The sequence below is a fragment of the Mesomycoplasma moatsii genome, assembly GCF_045276915.1.
GTDB lineage: Bacteria > Bacillota_I > Bacilli_A > Mycoplasmatales > Metamycoplasmataceae > UBA710.
In genome coordinates this window covers 534,636-553,654 of record NZ_CP174166.1, presented here as the reverse complement: position 1 = coordinate 553,654, position 19,019 = coordinate 534,636, and the positions used below count along the sequence as shown (strand labels likewise).

The window sequence follows — 19,019 nt, the reverse complement described above, 5'->3', positions numbered from 1 at the left end:
TATTTTCTATTAGATTGTTATTATTATATAAGGTTTATTATGGTAAGTAAGAAGAGAAAAAACAATATTTGTGTTATTGGTGTTGGTAGATTTGGTACAGCAATTATTGATGAATTAATTGAACAAAACATTCCAGTATTAGCAATAGATATGGATGAAAAACAATTATCTAAATATTCAAATTATCCTTTAGTTACTTTAATTAACACAGATGCAACTGACATTAATACATTACAATCAATTGGAATTGAAGAAATTGAAACAATAATTGTTGCAACACCAAATAACATCGAAATTGTTGCTGTTTTATTAGAACTTAATATTGAACATATTATTGCTCGTGCTTCTTCAACACGTAATGCTCGTGTTTTAAAACAAATTGGTGTTGATTTAATTATTAGACCAGAAGTAGAATCTGGTATTAGAACTGCCTTAATTGCAGCTAATTCAAATTTTATTAAGTTTTCAAAATCATTAACAGAACTTGGTAATGGTTTTGTTATTGGTTCATCACAATTACTAAATAGTAAATTAATTAACGTTGAACTTAAATCACTTAAATTTAACAAATTAGGTGTTACTTTAGTTTTAATCAAAAGAGGTAATGAAACTTTTTTGCCTTCAGCTAACTTAACATTTAATTTAGGTGATGAATTAATGATTGTAGGTAAAACAAGTGATGTCACAAAATTTTTTGGTATACTAAACGAAAATAACTCTGATGTTACGAAGAGAACAAAATGAAGAAAATATTAATAATCAAATTTTTTTAATTGTTTTTCGTTATTGATTCAATCTTTATTGACTTTTACTAAAAGTTTTAAGTTAACTTTAGAATCAAATTTTTGTGAAATTAATTTTCTTGCTTTAGTACCTATTTTTTTGATCATATTTCCATTTTTGCCAATAATAATTCCTTTTTGTGATTCTTTTTTACAATAAATAATTGCCTCGATATTTCTAATTGCTTCTTTTTCATCGATATTGTATTGATAAATTTCTATAGCAATTGAATGTGGTAATTCATCACTTAAATTTTCAATTGTTGCTAAGCGAATAATTTCTTTAGAAATAAAAAGTTCGCTACGATCAGTTATAAAATCGCTTTCATATAATTGAACATCTGTATAAGTATATTTTTTTATTTCTTCAATTACATTGTCAATTGATTTTCTATCATTTTGTGAAATTGGAATGATTGCATTAAATACATATTTATTTAATTCAATTATTTTATTATTCATGTCACTATTATTTTTTAACAAATCTTTCTTTGTTATGATAGCGATTTTATTTTTGTAATCTTTAATTTTTTCTAAAATTAGTAAATCACCTTTAGAAATTTGCTGATCCATTGGTTGTAAAAATAGAATTAAATCTACTTCATCTAAAGATTCGAATGCTTTTTTATTTAATTGATTACCAAATTTTGATTGTGGTTTATGAATTCCTGGAGTATCTAAAAAAATAATTTGATATTCCCTATCATTATAAATTCCTAAAATCTGATCTCTAGTTGTTTGTGGTTTTGGGGAAATAATGGATAAGTCATATTGGATAATGTTATTTAGTAAAGTTGATTTGCCAACATTGGGTCGCCCAATAATTGCTACTCAACAAATTTTCATTAATTTTCACCTTTAATGTTTTCTGGTTTTATTGATAAAGGAAAAAGTTCATTAAATTTTTTTGAAATATATTCACCATTATTTTTATACATTCTAATTTCAACATTATCATTTATATGTTCACTTAAACTTTGTCTGCATCCGCCACAAGGTGATAAATAATCTTTTGAATCAGGTGAATAAATATGGATTATTTTTAAATTATTTAGAGATAAATTATTATTGATAGCTGAAACTAGTCCAACTCTTTCAGCACACATGGAATTAGGATAGGCTACATTTTCAATATTTATACCACTAAAAAAAGATCCATCATTATTTTCAAAATAAGCAACAACACGAAAATGAGAATAAGGGACATAAGCTTTTTTGGCTAAATTATTTAGTTGTTCAATAAATTTGCTATTTTGGTCATTCATAAAAACGTATAATTAATTATTTTACAAAATTATCTCTTAAATGTTATTATTAAAACTTAATGAAAATTAAAAAGATATTTAAATGAATCAATAATCATAGGGATTATTTTATCTCGATAATTAGTATTTTAATTTTTGCTCAATTTGTTGGTTGAACTTTATATGATCATTTAACCAATTGAAGACCCAAGTATTATACAAATAACTCTGTTGACTACGATGCTCTAAGAAAATATTTTCCACCTTATGAGTTTTTCTTTATGACAACTCACGTAATATTGTTAGTTAGTTTTACTGGTTCATTTTATTTTTTATATAAAGAAAATCAGTTTTTTAAGACCTTATTTTTTTGTTCAGTAGCTTATATGGTTTTTAATGCTTTTGGTTTAACAAGATTTAGATGAGATTCTATTAATAAAGATCCGTATAATTCATACAAAACGTTAGCTTCACATTTTGAATTTCCACTTATTTCATTTTTGATGTTATTATGAGTGAGAAAAGACATTTATTTAAACTGAAATGCTTTAATTATTGGATCATTATATTTAATGTTTTTTTACATAAGCACAATGATTATTTATTATTCAATTACTTTTACAAATAATGATAACCAAATAGAAAATTTAAAAATGTATCAATTTTTGGATTTTAACAATAGAATTATGTGTTTTCCAACATCAAATTTAGGATTAAAAATATTTTTTAATACAGGTTTAATTATTTTTTGTCCTATTTCTGGAATAGTTATTTTTATTGTTTTTAAAATAATTTATAACATTCAATTGGACAAATACTTAATCACAAAAGAATTACCATTTTAAAATAAATTTAGCACTCTAACTATTAAAGTGCTATAATTAATTATAGTGTTATTTAATAAAAATAACAAATAAAGGAGGTAATTATGGACTTTAGTTTTACACCTAACGAACAAAATGTTGATTCTTTAAAAAAATATGGAAAAAATTTAACCGAATTAGCATTTAAAAATAAACTTGAACCAATTATTGGTCGTGATGATGAAATAAGAAGAGTGATTAGAATATTATCAAGAAAAACTAAAAATAATCCTGTTTTAGTAGGAGAACCTGGAGTTGGTAAGACAGCAATTGTTGAAGGTTTAGCAAAAAAAATTGCTCTTGGTGATGTTCCTGAAAATTTAAAGGACAAAGAGTTAATTGAAATCGATATTGCAATGATGTTTGCGGGCGCTTCTTTTCAAGGTCAATTTGAAGAAAGACTTAAAAATCTTACTAAACAAATTAAAGAATCTAACGGGAAAGTAATTGTTTTTATTGATGAAATTCATATGATTGTTGGTACTGGTAAAAATGCAGCTGGTTCTTCAATGGATGTTGCTAATATTTTAAAACCAATGTTGGCTCGTGGAGAAATGATGCTAATTGGTGCAACAACATATGATGAATATAAAAAATATATTGAAACAGATGCGGCTTTAGAAAGAAGAATGCAAAAAGTAGATGTTGCTGAACCAACAATTGATGATACTATCACAATTATGAGAGGTATTAAAGACCGTTTTGAATCCTTTCATGGAATAAAAATCGAAGATAGCGCAATAATAGCAGCAGCTAAAATGTCTTCAAGATTTATTTCTGATCGTTTTTTACCAGATAAAGCAATCGATTTAGTCGACGAAGCAGCAGCCACTTTAAAAACAATTATGAATTCTAAACCAGAAATTTTGGAAAAACTTGAACAAAAGAAAATGGCCTTAGAAATGGAAAAAATTGCTTTAACAAAAGAAGATAATGAAGATAAATCTTCAAAAAATCAAGCCCGTTTAAAAGAGATTGAACCTAAATTAAAATCAATCAATGATCAAATTAATGAAATAAGCAAAAAATGAAAAACAGAAAAAAAAGCAGTTGAAGAATTATCAAACAAAAAATTTCAATTAGAATTAATGAAACAAAGATTAATTCAATTTCAAAATGAATCCAATTATGAAAAAGCTTCAGAGCTTTTATATAAAAGTATTCCTGAATTAGAAAAAGAAATTTCTAAATTAGAAAAGGATTCAAAAAATTCTGAAAATTCATTAGTTCGCGATAGTGTAGGAGAAAATGAAATTGCAGAAATTGTTTCTAAATGAACAAAAATACCTGTTTCTAAATTAGTTGAAACTGAAACTCAAAAATTATTAAATCTTGAAAATGATTTAAATAAAAGAGTTGTAGGTCAAGAACAAGCGACAAAACTAGTTGCCGAAACTATTTTAAGATCAAAAGCAAATATTAATGATCCTAATCGTCCAATTGGTTCTTTTATGTTTTTAGGACCAACTGGTGTTGGAAAAACAGAACTTGCAAAATCATTAGCTTATTCTTTATTTGATAGTGAAAAGCAAATGATTAGAATTGATATGTCTGAATTTATGGAAGCGCATTCGATTTCTAAATTAATTGGTTCTCCTCCAGGATATGTAGGATATGGTGAAATGTCACAGCTATCAGATAAAGTAAGACAAAATCCCTATAGTGTTATTTTGTTTGATGAAATTGAAAAAGCACATCCGGATGTATTAAATATTCTTCTACAAATTCTTGATGATGGAATATTAAAAGATTCAAAAGGTAAAGAAATTAATTTTAAAAATACTATTATTATTATGACTTCTAATATTGGATCTAATTTAATTTTAGAAAATCCTAAAGCAACCGAAAAAGTAATCCAAGAAATGCAAAAAGTATTTAGGCCAGAGTTTATTAATCGAATTGATGAAATAATTATTTTCAATCCTTTAGATGAAAAAGTCATTGAAAAAATTATTGAAAAAGAACTTGATAAATTATCAAAAAGAGTTTTTGAAAATCAAGATATCAACATTATTTTTTCGAAAGAAATAAACAAATATGTTAAAGAAAAAGGGTATAACAAAATATTTGGAGCAAGACCAATTAATCGTCTAATTAAAAATGATATTGAATCATTTATAGCTAAAAAAATAATTTCAAATGAAATGGTTAAAGAAGAAACATACGAAATTACATGTGATAAAATGGGTAATATTAGATTAAAAGAAGATTTATTAAATTAAAGTATCAATAAAGCTGATATAAACAGCTTTTTATTTACTTTAAAAATACATTATATGTTTTATGCTTTTTTAAATATTTATTAAAGATTCAAAAGTTATCAAATTTTCGTTTACAAAATAATTAACATTGAATGAAAAGTGTAATTAGTTTTAAAATATAAGTATATCTACAACATTGTATTTGTTATAGGTATATCTATTATTGCTAAACCTTTATTTATAAAACGATTTAGATTTAATAGTTTAAAAGAAAGGTATTTATAAATGACAAAAAATATTAAATTAATAGCTTTGAGCTCTCTTTTTTCTTTATCATCTATTTTTTTAATTCCCCCTTTAGTTACATCTTGTAGCAACAAAAATCACATAAATAATTTAATCGCTTTAAATCAAGAATACTTGGATAATGAGAAAAATTATATTTATCAAAACTCTGCTGGTTTACCTATTTATGGTGCTTATGGAATTGAAACTTCATTGGACAATTTAATTATTAATTCTACCAATGCGATTAGTGCATTAAATAATTATCAAGCTCAAAACAATTTGAATCAAGACGAAAATATTTGATTAAATTCTTATATTTTTCAATGGCAAAATAAAATCAATAACATTAGAAGTGGAATATTATTTTTAGGTGCTAATCCTTTGAAAGGTGATAGGATTTTATCAACATCATCAAATTGAATTAGAGACTATTTAAAGCAAGGAATTAATATTTATCCTTTAAACCCTGAAACTGGAGATCCTGATATTAATGCCATACCAGATAAAGACTTGGTTTTTAATTTAAAAAATAAAATTAATCAAACAAGTGATATTATTAATCAATATTACATGATAATTAATTATGGAGCTAATAAATATGGATTTATGCCTAGCTCGATTGCTAAAAAATTATTAATCAATCAATTGTTGCAAACATTTTATTTAAATGAAATAAAATCATTTATTAAATCATCTAATGATGAAATTACAATTAAAAAATTAGTTTCTACAAAAGTTGAAAATGATTATTTTAGTGATTTAAGAAATACAATTAATAAATTAAATTATTTAAATAATGAAGAAAAAAATGAAATTTTTGATGCTATTCAAAATTTGAAAAATAGTTTAGATAAATTTATGATTTTTTATTCAGGAGTTTATTATGCTCATTCTTCTTCATTTGGAAAACAAATTGCTTCTGGGGAAAACAATTATTTAAAATTATCAAAAACATCTAATAACGAAATTGAGAAAACTTTAATTGTCGATAATCAAAAGGTATATGGTGTAGGTTTAACGAATGATGATTTGAATACTGAAAAAATTGGCATTGGATTTATGAAATTAAAAAATTTAGAAAATTCTATTTTTGTTAAAGATGCAAATGATGTTTATCAACAAATGTTAGTAAATAATAATTCTATTAATGTTGCTGCTGATGAAATTTATCAAAAAGGAATTCATTTAACAACTCAAGGAAAAAATAATATGGACTTAATAGCTCAAAAAGCTAAAAATATTATTGAAGGCAATTTAAGTAATAAAATTTACTATGACGAAGATGGAATTGGGCCTCAATCAGCTCGTTTGGTTAATATTATTGGAACCAATGATTTTGAAAAGTTTAATATGTGATTAAATCAAGAAGATTTTTTCTTTGGTCGTGAAGTTTTGGAAAATAATAACTTAGATAGTTATATTAATTATTTTTGAAATAATCCTAATTCAGATAAATTGAAAAAATATAAAGAAATTATTACTCAGCAAGGTTATGAATCTTATTGAAAAGATAAAAAAACTATTAATGGAGATAACACAGGAACAGTTAGTGGAAATGAGGCTTTAGCTGGTGCTGTTTCTTCGTTTTTGGCTTATCAAGATTTTAAAAATATTTCTGATCCTATATATAATGAAATGTTTAATAATATTCCAGATTATGTTTTATCTCCTTACAATTACACCATAAGAGAAGATATTGGTGTTGGTATGGAAGGACCTAGAGGTTCAAACCAATTTCAATATAATTGCGACCCTTACTATTCACTACCTAAATGATCTATTTCTTCATTAATAACACATGAAGGTAAAATGGGACATCATACTCAAAATGCTTATTGAACAAAATATTTAAAAGGTGGCGAAGGTAAAAATAATTCAGGTCCTGGATATACTTTTGTAAATGATTCATTTCATGAAGGTTGAGCAGTTTTTTCTGAATGATATGCTAATGAATTAGAAATTTATGGCTCTAATTTAGATCCAATTACAAGAATGCCACAAAATTTTTTAAATGCTAAAGGTTCAGTACCTAAATATGATTCAAATGTTGAAAAAGATCATGAAAAATTAGTTAATTTAACAAATGAAATGAAATTATTTCATAATGGTGTATATTACAAAAATGCAATAGGTGAAGATAATAGTGTTGAGAAATTGAAAAATTCCATTCAATTAGCAAATATGCTTCAATATTATGGCTTTTTAAATGAAGCTCAATTAAGAAATATTAGATTAGCTGTAGATACTGCTTTTCATTATAATAATGACAATAATAATGTGGCTCAAGAAAATGATTTACCTTTTGGAGCATCAATAAAACAAGTAAGAGATTTTATGAAAAAAAATTCTGCTCTTTCTATAGGAGATATTAATTCTGAGTCAATAAGATATATGGTAATGCCATCACAAGCAACTGGTTATATGTTAGGAAAAATTATTTTTAATGATTTATATAATGCAGTTCAAAACATAAAAGGAAATTTAAATAATAATTCAAATGAGAGCAAAAAATTATTTGATTTAATGTTAAGAAACGGAGAAATACCCTTAGAAGTTCTGAAAAAAACTATTAATTCAGCTTATAAAATATATTAATTATTTAGATATGTAAATCTTTCTTACTTAACAATATATAAACCCAATTAAATAACAAAGTTGATATTTTTATTTTTAATGTAAACATATTTTTTAATTTGTTTTCCATCAATAAATTTAGAAACATTTTCAACTTGAATAGCAAGATTTTTAATTTCTTCTTCAGTCGCATTTTCATTAATTTCTATTGTTCCTCTTAATTTACCATTAACTTGAATTGAAATTACAATTGCTTTTTGACAAATTTTCGACTCATCAAATTTTGGTCATTCTTGATTTGTGATTAATTCAAATCCAATTTTTTCCATTAATTCTTCGCTTATGTGTGGTGCAAAAGGATTAAGTAGAATTAAGAAATCTTTTAAATATTTAATGTTATTTATTTTTGTTAATTTATAAATATAATTAATGTATACCATCATTTTCGAGATTGCAATATTGAATTTTAATTCTTCAATATTTTTTGTGACTTCTTTAATTGTTTCATGATAAATTGATTCAATTTCTTCATCTTCAAAATTTTGTTCTAGAATTAATTCTTTATTAAAGAATTTTTCAAATAATCTTCAAACACGATCTAATCATTTTTTTGTTCCTTCCATAGTATTTGTGTTTCAAGGTTTTGAATCAGTTAATGGACCCATAAACATTTCATATACTCTTAAAGTGTCTGCTCCATATTGTTCGATAATTTCGTTTGGATTGATAACATTTCCTCTTGACTTAGACATTTTTTGATTATCTGTCCCAAGAATCATTCCTTGATTAACCAATTTATAAAAAGGTTCGCTAGTAGGAACAATTTTAAGATCATATAAAACTTTATGTCAAAATCTTGCATATAAAAGATGTAATACAGCATGTTCTTGACCACCTATGTAAAGATCGACAGGCAATCATTTTTCAAATTTTTTGTATGCTTCTTGTGAATTTAATGGAGTATAAGAACCATCATCATTTTTTAAAATATAAGCTAGATAATATCAAGACGATCCTGCTCACTGAGGCATGGTATTGGAATCTCTTCGATATATTTTTCCTTCTTTTTCAAAATTTATTCATTCTTTATTATTTGCTAAAGGAGATTCTCCAGTACCAGAAGGTTTAATATTTTCCATTATTGGTAATTCAACTAAATCTTCAATTAGTAGTACATTATTATGTTTATCAAAAGCAATTGGGAATGGTTCCCCCCAATATCTTTGACGAGCAAAAACTCAATCTTTCAAATGATATGTTATTTTTCCATCTTTAATCTCTTTACCAATTCAGTTTCTTTGTAAAGAAATTAACGAGTTTGGTCAATCCACTTCATTTAAACCTTCTAATAATTTATCTGCATAATTAGTAATTTTTAATACTCATTGTCTCATCGGTTTTTTGATAACAGGGAATCCGCCACGTTCACTAACTTTATTTCCATTACCATCATCAATTACTTCTTCATTAGCTAAAACCGTTCCTAATCCTTCACATCAATTTACTTCAATTTCTCTTATTTCAGCCAAACCTTGTTTGTACATTTGTGCAAAAATTCATTGAGTTCATTTGTAATATTTAGGATCTGTTGTGTTAACTTCTTTGTCATAATCATAAGAAAAACCTAATGATTGTAATTGTTTTCTAAAAGTATTAATATTTTTTTCTGTGAATGTTGCTGGATTATTACCTGTTTGAATTGCATATTGTTCAGCAGGTAAACCGAAAGCATCTCATCCTATTGGATGAAGAACATCAAAATTATTTAATCTTTTATATCTAGCAATGATATCTGTTGCAGTGTAACCTTCAGGATGACCAACATGTAATCCTGAGCCTGATGGATAAGGAAACATATCCAAAACATAGAATTTTTTATTTTTATCATTAGTTGTTTTGAATGTTTTATTCTCTAATCAAAACTTTTGTCATTTTTTTTCAATTTTGTTATGGTTATACATACACATAAAAATTATATTATATACACTATATTTTAAATTTCAAAGTATACATACATGGTCGGAATTAAATTTTTAGTTGAATTTTTTTTAAGATTCTTATAATAAAATTATTAAGATGTTGGATACAATTGCAGCAATTTCAAGTGGTTATGTTAACCAAGCTATATCAATAATTAGAATAACTGGTTCTGATGCTTTAGATGTTATTAAACAAATATTTACAGGAAAAATAGGTAAGAATAAAACTATTCAATATGGATTTATTAAAAATTTAGATGGGAAAATAATTGATGAAGTCCTTGTAAGTTTTTTTATAGGTAGTGATAATTTTGTTGGTGAAACAACTATTGAGATTAATGCTCATGGAGGTATTGTTGTAACTCAACAAATATTAGATTTAATTCTATCATTGGGTGTTAGAAAAGCTAATCATGGAGAATTTACAAGAAGAGCTTTTTTAAATGGAAAAATATCATTAATTAAGGCTGAAGCAATAAATGATTTAATTAATGCTAAGACTTCCAAACAACAAGAAATTGCAATTAATTCATTCAATAAAGATAAAGAAGAAAAAATAAATTTGTTCATCAAAGATCTTGAATATTTAATCGGATTATGCGAAATAAATATAGATTATCCTGAATATGATGATATACCAATTTTAGATAATAAAGAATTTAATCATAAATTAAAAGAATTAATTGAATGCTTAGAAAAAATAGTCAATATTTCAGAAAATAATCAAGTTTTTATTAGACCAATTTCAATTGCAATTGTTGGAAATCCAAATGCTGGAAAATCATCATTAATGAATGCCATTTTAAACGATGATAAATCTATTGTAACTAATATTCCTGGGACAACTAGAGATATAGTTGAATCAGAAATTATTTTTAATAACTTTATTTTAAAATTTAAAGATACTGCAGGAATTAGAGAATCAAAAGACGAAATTGAAAAAATAGGAATAGAAAAAGCTTGAAAAGAAATTGAAATTAGTGATGTAATTGTCCATGTCATTGATTCTACAAAAGGTTTGAATAATTTTGATTTTAAAATACAAGAAAAAGCAAAAAATAACATATATCTTCAATTGTGGAATAAAATGGATTTAGTTAAAGAGCAAGATGAGGATAAAATTTATATTTCATCAAAAGATAAAAAGATAGATAACTTTAATAAAGCTTTAACTAACTTGCTTATTAATGGTGAAAGTGAGAAAAAATCCAATTTATCATTTAATCAAAGACAAACTTCATGCTTAAAAAAAGCTTTACACGCTCTAAAAAATGGATATAAATCAATTAACGATAATTTTACTTATGATGTTGTTGTTATTGATCTTCATGAAGCATGAGAAGCCTTAAAAGAAATTTTAGGTATAGTTGATAAAGAAGAATTGTTAGATAGTATATTTAGTAATTTTTGCTTAGGAAAATAAATATGAAAAAGTATATTGATTTACATTGTCATCCTTTTAAAGAATATTTTAATAATCAAGACGAAATAATTCAAAATAGTTTTGAAAAAGGCGTAGAAAAAATGTTTGTTGTTGGAACAGATTTAAAAAATAGTGTTGAAGCAAAAGAATTAGCACAAAAACATAAAAATGTTTTCCCTATTATTGGTATTCATCCAAATGATGTTTGAAACGAAGAAATTATTGAAAAATTAGAACAATTAGTTGACCAAAATGTTGTTGGTATTGGTGAAATAGGTCTTGATTATCATTATGATAATACTCCTTCAAAAGAAATGCAAAAAAAATGTTTTATTAAACAAATTGAAATAGCAAGAAAAAATAATATACCTATAGTAGTTCATTCTAGAGATGCACATGAGGATACATATGAAATTATTAAAAAATATAGAAATAAATATCCTAATTTAATTTTTATTCTTCATTCCTATTCTTCTGGAGAAAGTTATGTTCAAAAATATGTAGATTTAGGTGTATATTTTTCGTTTTCTGGAATTGTTACATTTAAAAATGCTAAAGATATGCAAGAAGCTGCAAAAATTGTTCCTTTAGATTTAATTTTTTGTGAAACAGATACTCCTTATTTAGCTCCAACCCCTTATCGAGGGCAAATTAATAGACCTGAATTTGTTGTTGAAACTACAAATTTTATTGCTATGCTAAAAAACATTAGTGTTGAAGAATTATTAGATAATATTCACAATAATGTTAAGAAATGTTTTTTAAAGATAAAATAACTTATTATGAAAAAAAATTATGCTAAAAAGAGATTTAGTCAAAATTTTTTAAATGATAAAAAAATTTTAAGTAAGATTGCTAACATTATTGATATAAAAAATAAAAAAATAATTGAAATTGGTCCTGGTAAAGGAGCTTTAACTGATTTTTTGATTGAAAAAGCAAAAAAAGTTGTTTCTTTTGAAATTGATCGAAATTTATTTAATGATTTGAGAGAAAAATATTGTGACATTAAAAATATTGAAATTATTAATGATGACTTTTTAAAAGTTGATTTATCTAATTTTAAAGATTTTAATATTATTTCTAATATTCCTTATAATATTTCGACAGATATTATTTTTAAGATTTTTAATTATTTTGAAAATTTTGAAAATGTAATTCTCTTGGTGCAAAAAGAATTTGCGCAAAGAATTTGTGCAAAACCTAACACAAGTGAATATTCAAAATTATCTCCTTCAACACAATTATTTTATGAAGCAAAATATTGTTTTGATGTTTTGCCTTCTGCATTTTGACCTAAACCTAAAGTTATGTCTAGTGTCATTCATTTAAAAAGAACAAAAATTAAATATGATTTTAATTATAATGATTTACTTGCTTTTATTAAACAATGTTTTTCAATGAGAAGAAAAACATTATGAAATAATATTAAAAGTTTAAATCAATTAAATAGAGAAAAATTTGAAAATATTTGCAACAAATATCAATTAAATTTATTGGTTCGTCCCGAAGAGTTAGATTTAGAATTGATAATTAATATTTTTGAAGAAATTAATAAACAAAAATAAAATCACCTGATTAGTGATTTTATACATATTTGTATCCCTTCGTTTTATATCAATTACTTTTTACAATGTGATGAACAGCTAATGTTTGCATTATTTGTCATAATCCACCAACAATTCAATAGATTTGAACTCCAGCTTCAAAAATAACTGACATCACAATAAAGACAATCATTACAATGTTTTGAGTTTTGTTTGATTTTTTAAGAGCTGCAATTTCTGCTTTATTAGCCCGTTCTTTCATTCGTTTTTTATTTAAAATTCTTGGTAGTAATTGAGAAATTGCTTGCGTTGCTGCTGCAATAATTAATAGAGGTAAATACTGCCAGGCGCCGCCAAATAGTTCTTTTCATGATGTTAGTGAGAATTGAATTCCCAATCAAGTTGTTGATTTAATATCAGGAATTCCTTGCACAACCCTTCAAATAGAAATAAATATTGGCATTGAAATACACATTGCTTTAATTGGATCAATCATTGATATGTTATGTGATTTATACAATTTTGCAAGTTCTTGACGTTTTCTTTGTTCCATTTCCCTATTACCTTTAAATGGTTCATATTTAGCATCAATTTTTGCTTTTTTTGGATTCAATTGCTGTTGTTTATGAGTTGAGAACAATGTTTTGTATGTGAATAATGTAACAATAACCCTTGTTACCAAAATAGCAATAACAATAGCTATAATTCCACTTCAACCATTCATACTTGGCATTGGATTCATCATTCCATTGATCATAAATGATAATGGATAAACAATTAGTCCATAAAAAGGTCCTAGTCTTCAAGAATCTTTTCATGAAGTTATTGGTTTTTGAGCAGCAGAACCAGTACCAATAACAATATCTTTTTTATTTTTAGTTGTTGGTAGAAATTCAACTTTAAATTCTTTATTGTTATTTGGTTCATAGTATTCAGAATTTTCGTCAGAATACACTTGCTTTCTAATTCCAAAACCTAATTTTGTCATTAAAGAGGTTACTTCATTTTGATAAGTTAAAATTGCGTTTTTTTGTTGTAGTGTAAATAATTTACTATCATCAATAGCTTTTTGATTATTTCTAGTATTTGAAGAAACAATTCCTTTTAATTTTTCTTTTGAAAGGTTATCAAAAATAACGCGTGAGTTTGATTCAGTTACACTATCTACATTACCTAAAACACTTTGATAGAAATCATTAATTTGCGGAAATCTAACTGCTACATTCATTAAAGATTGTAAATAATCACGAGCATAAGCTTCTGAACTTAATAAACCTGCAGTAGCTGCATCTTCGTTACTAATTGAAACTACTTCTGCTTCAAGCGCATACCTAAATTTAGCAATTCTATTTGGATCTGTAATTATTACATATTCATCGCTATCAATAATTCCATCACCATTTGCGTCTTTTGTTACATATTGTCCACCAATTTGTTCTACTTTAATTCATTGAGAATTAATATTTTCGTATGCAATAAATGCACTTGATAAATTAGTAATTCCTGTTCCGTAAAAATCTTTTTGACTATTCGATAATGAATTTCAATCTGTTGGTCTTCTTAGAACAAAAAAGTTAATATTGTATCAATCGTTTTGGTTAATGTATGCTAAACCATTAGTGTTTAAATAATTAATGATTTTGTTATTCATAAAGATAAAGTTATTGTTCTTATCTCCTTGTAATAATCCTTTATTATCAACACTACCACTTATTTTTGAAGATGAAGAATTACTTAAAGCAACATTATCAATTCCTAAAATTCTTAATGACGATGAATAATTATCATAAACACCATAATAATCACTAATTTTTTCTGCGTGCTCTTTACCATAAATGTCATAAATTGTTTTTAATTGATCTTTTAATTCATGAATTGTTGTTTTATTTGTTAAAAAATTTTCTTTTGCTTTTTGGTCAATTACATAATATTTTGTTTTTACTTTTTTAATATTGCCAAAATTATCTAATTTTGGAGAACCAATTAAATATGGGTTTTCTTTGACTTTTTGAGCAGCTTCATTATCCCCTCTTTTAATCTCTTCTTCCTCGGTTAAGTAATAATCAATTTCTTCTTTTGATTTTTCTGAGATTTTATAAGTATTAACATAAGGAGCCACATCATTTCTACTATTATATAATTCAACCCCCGCCCCTACAGTTGAGGATGTTCTTAAAACACAAGATTGTATTAATCCTGTAAAACCTAACCCTGCTAAAAATAGATAAATGGCAATAACTACTCATTTTCATATTTTTTTAGCTTTTTCTTTGGTTGTTAAACTATTTCCATTTGGAGAATTAGGTCTTAAATTAGATGTTCCTGTTAGATCATCAAATTTACTTGATCTTTTTTGATTATTAAAACCAGATATATTATCTTTTTTGTCTTTATTTGAATTATTAGATTTATCTGATTTTCCCACTTTGTTAACCTTGTCTTAATTTGTTAAACATTTTTATTATTTGTTTTTTCTTTTCTTCAATTGAAAGATTTATGAAATCTTTGCGAACAATTAAAACAATTTTATTTTTGATGTCTTGATAATTAATAAAAGAATCGAAAATTCATTTAATTTGCCTTTTAATAAAATTTCTTTTAACAGCATTTGCAAATCTTTTTGGAGTTGAAATACCTATTTTGAATTGATCGCAACTTTCATAATAAAAAATTAGATATTTGTTAATTAATTGCTTTTTGGTATTAATAACTTTTTGAAATTCTAAATTTTTTTTAAGAATATTTTCTTTTTTCATTTTTTATCTGCTTGACACAGTTAAACGAGCTCTTCCTTTAGCTCTTCTATTTGATAATACTTTTCTTCCACTTGCTGTTGCCATTCTAGCACGAAAACCATGTGTTTTTATATGCTTTCTTTTGTTTGGTTGATACGTTCTTTTCATTAAAAGCTCCTTTCATATATTTAAAAATAAAAATGGTATATATCATTTTACCAAAAAATTACTTTTTTTAATAGATAGAGACATTCTAATATTTAAAGTTTAGTTTACTTACTCTTTAGAATCATAATTTATTTCTTCTGTAATTTCTGGATTATCGAATTGTTCAGTTTCATAATTTTCATATTGCTCTTCTTCGGTTTGATAAAAATTTTCTAATTGTGGTTGAGAAGGCATTTCTTCTAATTGCATTTGATATGTGTTGTTATCTTCATAATTATGTTGCAATAAATATGGAGAATGATTTTGTTGATATTGCTCTATGTTTTGGGTGTTGGGTGAAATTATATAATTTGTATATTCGCTCGGAACAATTCCAGTTATGGTATTAAATTTAATATCTTCTTCTTTCACTTTTGACTTTTTAACTAATAAAATTATCATTGCAATCAATAATAAAACCCCCCCACCAAGACACATTGCAATACCTATAATTTGTGTTAACTCCATTCCTTTTTTTGGAGTTATTAAATAATTATCAATAGTAAATAATTTAGGGCTGCTAGTATTTTGAATATCAACAACCCCTGCACTATATGTAATTTTTTCTACATAGTTAACATAGAAATCTATTTTATTATTAACAGTATCTACCTTGGTAACGCCTGTTATAACATTATTAAAATATGATTGAAACTTTTCAAGAGAACTCAAAAAAATATCTTGTTCATCTGTATTTATTGAATAAACACCATTTTTAATTTCAAAAAATCAAGTTCAATTGTCTTTTATAGCTTTATTTAAGATATTTGTTTGTTCTCTAGTTGCTAAGTCTTGAAAATTATCATTTAGCTTAAAAGGTAAATCATTATAAGAAAAAACATTTTTTCTTAAATTTATATTTGCATTATTTCATTTAGGATCGTCTTTAGTATATGTTTTAAATCCTTTTAGTATAAGTGTATTTGATTTAATTAAAACTTCTTTATTTTGAGAAATAACTGTATTTAATTGACCTTCATTATCTTTAATTTTTTCAACTTGTTTTAAATATAATTTATAATTTAGTAAAAAACCACCATTTATTCCTAAAACAGGAGCATCTGTTATTACAAAATAACAATTTTTTTGAGATAGATTTTTGCTTTCAATATCACCAGGAAACATTTGCTCTCAATCAATAGAATCTAACAATAAACTAAAAATAGTTTCTTTTGGGTTAGAAGGAATTCCAACAGAAGATGATGAATCAGTAACATCTCCATTATATGTATTTTGATAGCTGAATAAGCTAGAAGATCCAACCGAAGAAATTGCAACATCATAAACTCTTTTGCTTCAATCATCATTGTACTCTTGATTGATATTATTAATATAATTTCAATCATTAAATTTAGCTTCAGTTAAATCAATTGAATTTTGTTTAAAAATAATGCCACTATTATTACTTAACGCATTTTCATCTGAATTGTTTTGATTTAAATTATTTTTGAAAGAATGAGAAACAACAAAATTTGGAGTTAAAAAACAAACTGATGTTGGAATTAATAAATATAAAAATTTTGTTATTTTCATTTTTTTCATTGTAAAAACCATTAATTAAAAAAATAATGTATATTTATAAATTTTAAATAAAAATATCTTTTTTTTTTTTTTAGCAGAAAATAAAAAAGAACAAGTTAATTGATATTAAAAAAACTTGATACAAGAAAACTAAACTTATTTTACATAACTTTGCGTTGCTTTTGTACTATTCAATAATTAATAAATGGAAACGAAAAGAATACAAAACTAAAAGCAATATAAAAAATTAATACATCTAAATTTTGAATTGATGAATAATTTTTTCCTGTCAACAATAAACCTCATGTTGAAGATTTGTCTCAATCTTCAATTCCATTTAAAAAAACATAAAATACATTTAAAAAAACAATTACTGATACACCAACAATAGTAATTCAAACCATAATAGAATTTAGAGTTTTATTTTTAAATTCTTTTTTTTCTTTTTTTCAAAATAAAAAAATTAAATATGAATAAATCATAAAAGCGAAAATAACAACTATATTTGAAAATCCGTCAATAATTGCATCACTATTAATAATAATAGATGGAATAAAAATAATTAATGATCAAAATCCAGTAAGAATTAGCGCTAAAAATAAAGATGCTTTTTTAATACCAAACTTAATAGATAAAAGATTTGAAAAAATTGTTTTTTGTGAAGAATTAAATTTTTAAATTCATTCATTGAAGTTCCGCAGATAGAATTTGAAGTCCCAAAAGCAGAAATGAAAATAGTTAATGATATAAATATAGTAATTCCTTTTTTAACATTTATAGGCAACGAATCAATCAAAACATTAAGAATTGTTGTTCCTTCACCATCTTTATTTGGATTAAAATGAAATATTGAAGATAAACAAACTAAACAATAAATAATTGTTACTAATATCATAGCTGTAATAATTACTTTGGGAACAGTTTTTTCTCCTCCTTTAATATCTTTTGATCAAGCACCAACTCCTACAAATGAATCAAAAGCAAAAAATACACTTGGAATTGATAGCATAATTCCTTGTATCGCTTTACTAAAAGAAATGTTTTCTTTAAATCCATTTGTTGTAGTTGAATCTAAATTATGTGAATTTGCGAAAATTAATCCTATAAAAATAACCATTAATAAAGGAATAAATTTTATAATAGAAGTTACTATTGAAATATGCCCACTAAACTTAACTGAAAAATAATTATTTAAAATAAAGAAAATATTTAAAGATAAAGAAATTAAAACATAAATTCATATATCGACATGAATATTTTCATTAATTGCTATTTTAAAAAAATCAATTAAAAACTCGGTGCAAAAGAAAGATAAACATAGTGTTAGAATAGGATTATAAAAAAAACCGTAATTAACTGAAACTATTTTTTTAAATCAATTATTTTTTTTATCTGCAATTTCGTTTGTTCAAGCATTTAATCCTGTTAAACCTTTTTTAGATTCTATTCGAGATATTCTTCCAAAATGATAAGCAAGTAGAATGGCTAAAATACCAGAAATAATTCAAGTCATTAACCAAGATATTCCATTACCTTCAACATTTTTACCAACTGAAGCATTCTTTAAAAATATTCCAATACCAACAATTGAAGTAAAACATATCGATAAAGCAGCAAAAAAACTAATTTTTCTACTTGTTGTTTGATTCAAATTA

The 19,019-nt window shown here is 24.6% G+C and carries 16 protein-coding genes; 7 read left to right on the top strand and 9 right to left on the bottom strand.

Features of this window, described 5'->3' with window-relative positions; translation table 4 throughout:
• Window positions 1–39 precede the first annotated feature (39 nt).
• Window positions 40–756: a TrkA family potassium uptake protein gene (locus tag ACJA28_RS02690; RefSeq protein WP_022935583.1), complete on the top strand. Its 717-nt coding sequence runs from the start codon at window positions 40–42 to the stop codon at window positions 754–756.
• Here the strand turns inward: ACJA28_RS02690 and era are convergent.
• The gene (era, locus tag ACJA28_RS02685) at window positions 753–1,628 is read right to left on the bottom strand and encodes a GTPase Era (protein WP_022935584.1); all 876 of its coding nucleotides are present in this window, start codon (window positions 1,626–1,628) and stop codon (window positions 753–755) included. The two genes, ACJA28_RS02690 and era, sit on opposite strands and share 4 nt — an antisense overlap.
• A complete protein-coding gene (gene cdd, locus ACJA28_RS02680) occupies window positions 1,628–2,047 on the bottom strand; it encodes a cytidine deaminase (RefSeq protein WP_022935585.1) in 420 nt (139 codons plus the stop codon). Before cdd ends, era begins: the two co-directional genes overlap by 1 nt.
• A 59-nt stretch (window positions 2,048–2,106) precedes the next feature.
• On the opposite strand from cdd, the gene ACJA28_RS02675 reads away from it, so the two are divergent.
• The 3 genes from ACJA28_RS02675 to ACJA28_RS02665 all read left to right on the top strand — a co-directional run bounded on the left by ACJA28_RS02675 (window position 2,107) and on the right by ACJA28_RS02665 (window position 7,973).
• Window positions 2,107–2,871 (top strand): hypothetical protein, encoded by a 765-nt coding sequence (locus ACJA28_RS02675; protein ID WP_022935586.1) that lies wholly within the window; start codon window positions 2,107–2,109, stop codon window positions 2,869–2,871.
• Window positions 2,872–2,954: 83 nt separating this feature from the next.
• Entirely contained in the window at window positions 2,955–5,111 is a 2,157-nt protein-coding gene (locus ACJA28_RS02670) for an AAA family ATPase (protein ID WP_022935587.1), read from the top strand.
• A 264-nt stretch (window positions 5,112–5,375) separates the two neighbouring features.
• Window positions 5,376–7,973, top strand: a complete 2,598-nt coding sequence (locus ACJA28_RS02665; RefSeq protein ID WP_022935588.1) for a DUF885 family protein — start codon at window positions 5,376–5,378, stop codon at window positions 7,971–7,973.
• Window positions 7,974–8,020: 47 nt separating this feature from the next.
• On the opposite strand, the gene ACJA28_RS02660 is transcribed toward ACJA28_RS02665, so the two are convergent.
• On the bottom strand, window positions 8,021–9,913 hold the full coding sequence (locus tag ACJA28_RS02660) for a leucine--tRNA ligase (RefSeq protein WP_022935589.1): 1,893 nt from the start codon (window positions 9,911–9,913) through the stop codon (window positions 8,021–8,023).
• Between the two features lie 115 nt (window positions 9,914–10,028).
• Between ACJA28_RS02660 and mnmE the strand changes: the two genes are divergently transcribed.
• From mnmE to rsmA, 3 genes are read left to right on the top strand one after another with little or no spacing between them, the layout of a single operon-like run.
• Window positions 10,029–11,354 carry a tRNA uridine-5-carboxymethylaminomethyl(34) synthesis GTPase MnmE gene (gene mnmE, locus ACJA28_RS02655; protein WP_022935590.1) on the top strand — a complete coding sequence of 442 codons (1,326 nt, stop codon included), beginning with the start codon at window positions 10,029–10,031 and terminating at the stop codon, window positions 11,352–11,354.
• Window positions 11,355–11,356: 2 nt separating this feature from the next.
• Window positions 11,357–12,130, top strand: a complete 774-nt coding sequence (locus tag ACJA28_RS02650; RefSeq protein WP_022935591.1) for a TatD family hydrolase — start codon at window positions 11,357–11,359, stop codon at window positions 12,128–12,130.
• Window positions 12,131–12,136: 6 nt separating this feature from the next.
• Entirely contained in the window at window positions 12,137–12,922 is a 786-nt protein-coding gene (rsmA, locus tag ACJA28_RS02645) for a 16S rRNA (adenine(1518)-N(6)/adenine(1519)-N(6))-dimethyltransferase RsmA (RefSeq protein ID WP_022935592.1), read from the top strand.
• A 19-nt stretch (window positions 12,923–12,941) separates the two neighbouring features.
• On the opposite strand, the gene yidC is transcribed toward rsmA, so the two are convergent.
• From yidC to ACJA28_RS02615, 6 genes are all read right to left on the bottom strand, one after another.
• On the bottom strand, window positions 12,942–15,326 hold the full coding sequence (yidC, locus tag ACJA28_RS02640) for a membrane protein insertase YidC (RefSeq protein ID WP_022935593.1): 2,385 nt from the start codon (window positions 15,324–15,326) through the stop codon (window positions 12,942–12,944).
• Window positions 15,327–15,330: 4 nt separating this feature from the next.
• Complete coding sequence (rnpA, locus tag ACJA28_RS02635; RefSeq protein ID WP_022935594.1) at window positions 15,331–15,657, bottom strand: ribonuclease P protein component; 327 nt, start codon at window positions 15,655–15,657, stop codon at window positions 15,331–15,333.
• 3 nt (window positions 15,658–15,660) lie between these two features.
• A complete protein-coding gene (rpmH, locus tag ACJA28_RS02630; RefSeq protein ID WP_022935595.1) occupies window positions 15,661–15,804 on the bottom strand; it encodes a 50S ribosomal protein L34 in 144 nt (47 codons plus the stop codon).
• Between the two features lie 108 nt (window positions 15,805–15,912).
• Complete coding sequence (locus ACJA28_RS02625; protein ID WP_027121747.1) at window positions 15,913–17,385, bottom strand: hypothetical protein; 1,473 nt, start codon at window positions 17,383–17,385, stop codon at window positions 15,913–15,915.
• Window positions 17,386–17,525: 140 nt separating this feature from the next.
• Window positions 17,526–17,846, bottom strand: a complete 321-nt coding sequence (locus tag ACJA28_RS02620; RefSeq protein ID WP_022934627.1) for a hypothetical protein — start codon at window positions 17,844–17,846, stop codon at window positions 17,526–17,528.
• 110 nt (window positions 17,847–17,956) lie between these two features.
• Window positions 17,957–19,015 (bottom strand): amino acid permease, encoded by a 1,059-nt coding sequence (locus tag ACJA28_RS02615; protein WP_022934626.1) that lies wholly within the window; start codon window positions 19,013–19,015, stop codon window positions 17,957–17,959.
• Window positions 19,016–19,019: the final 4 nt, after the last annotated feature.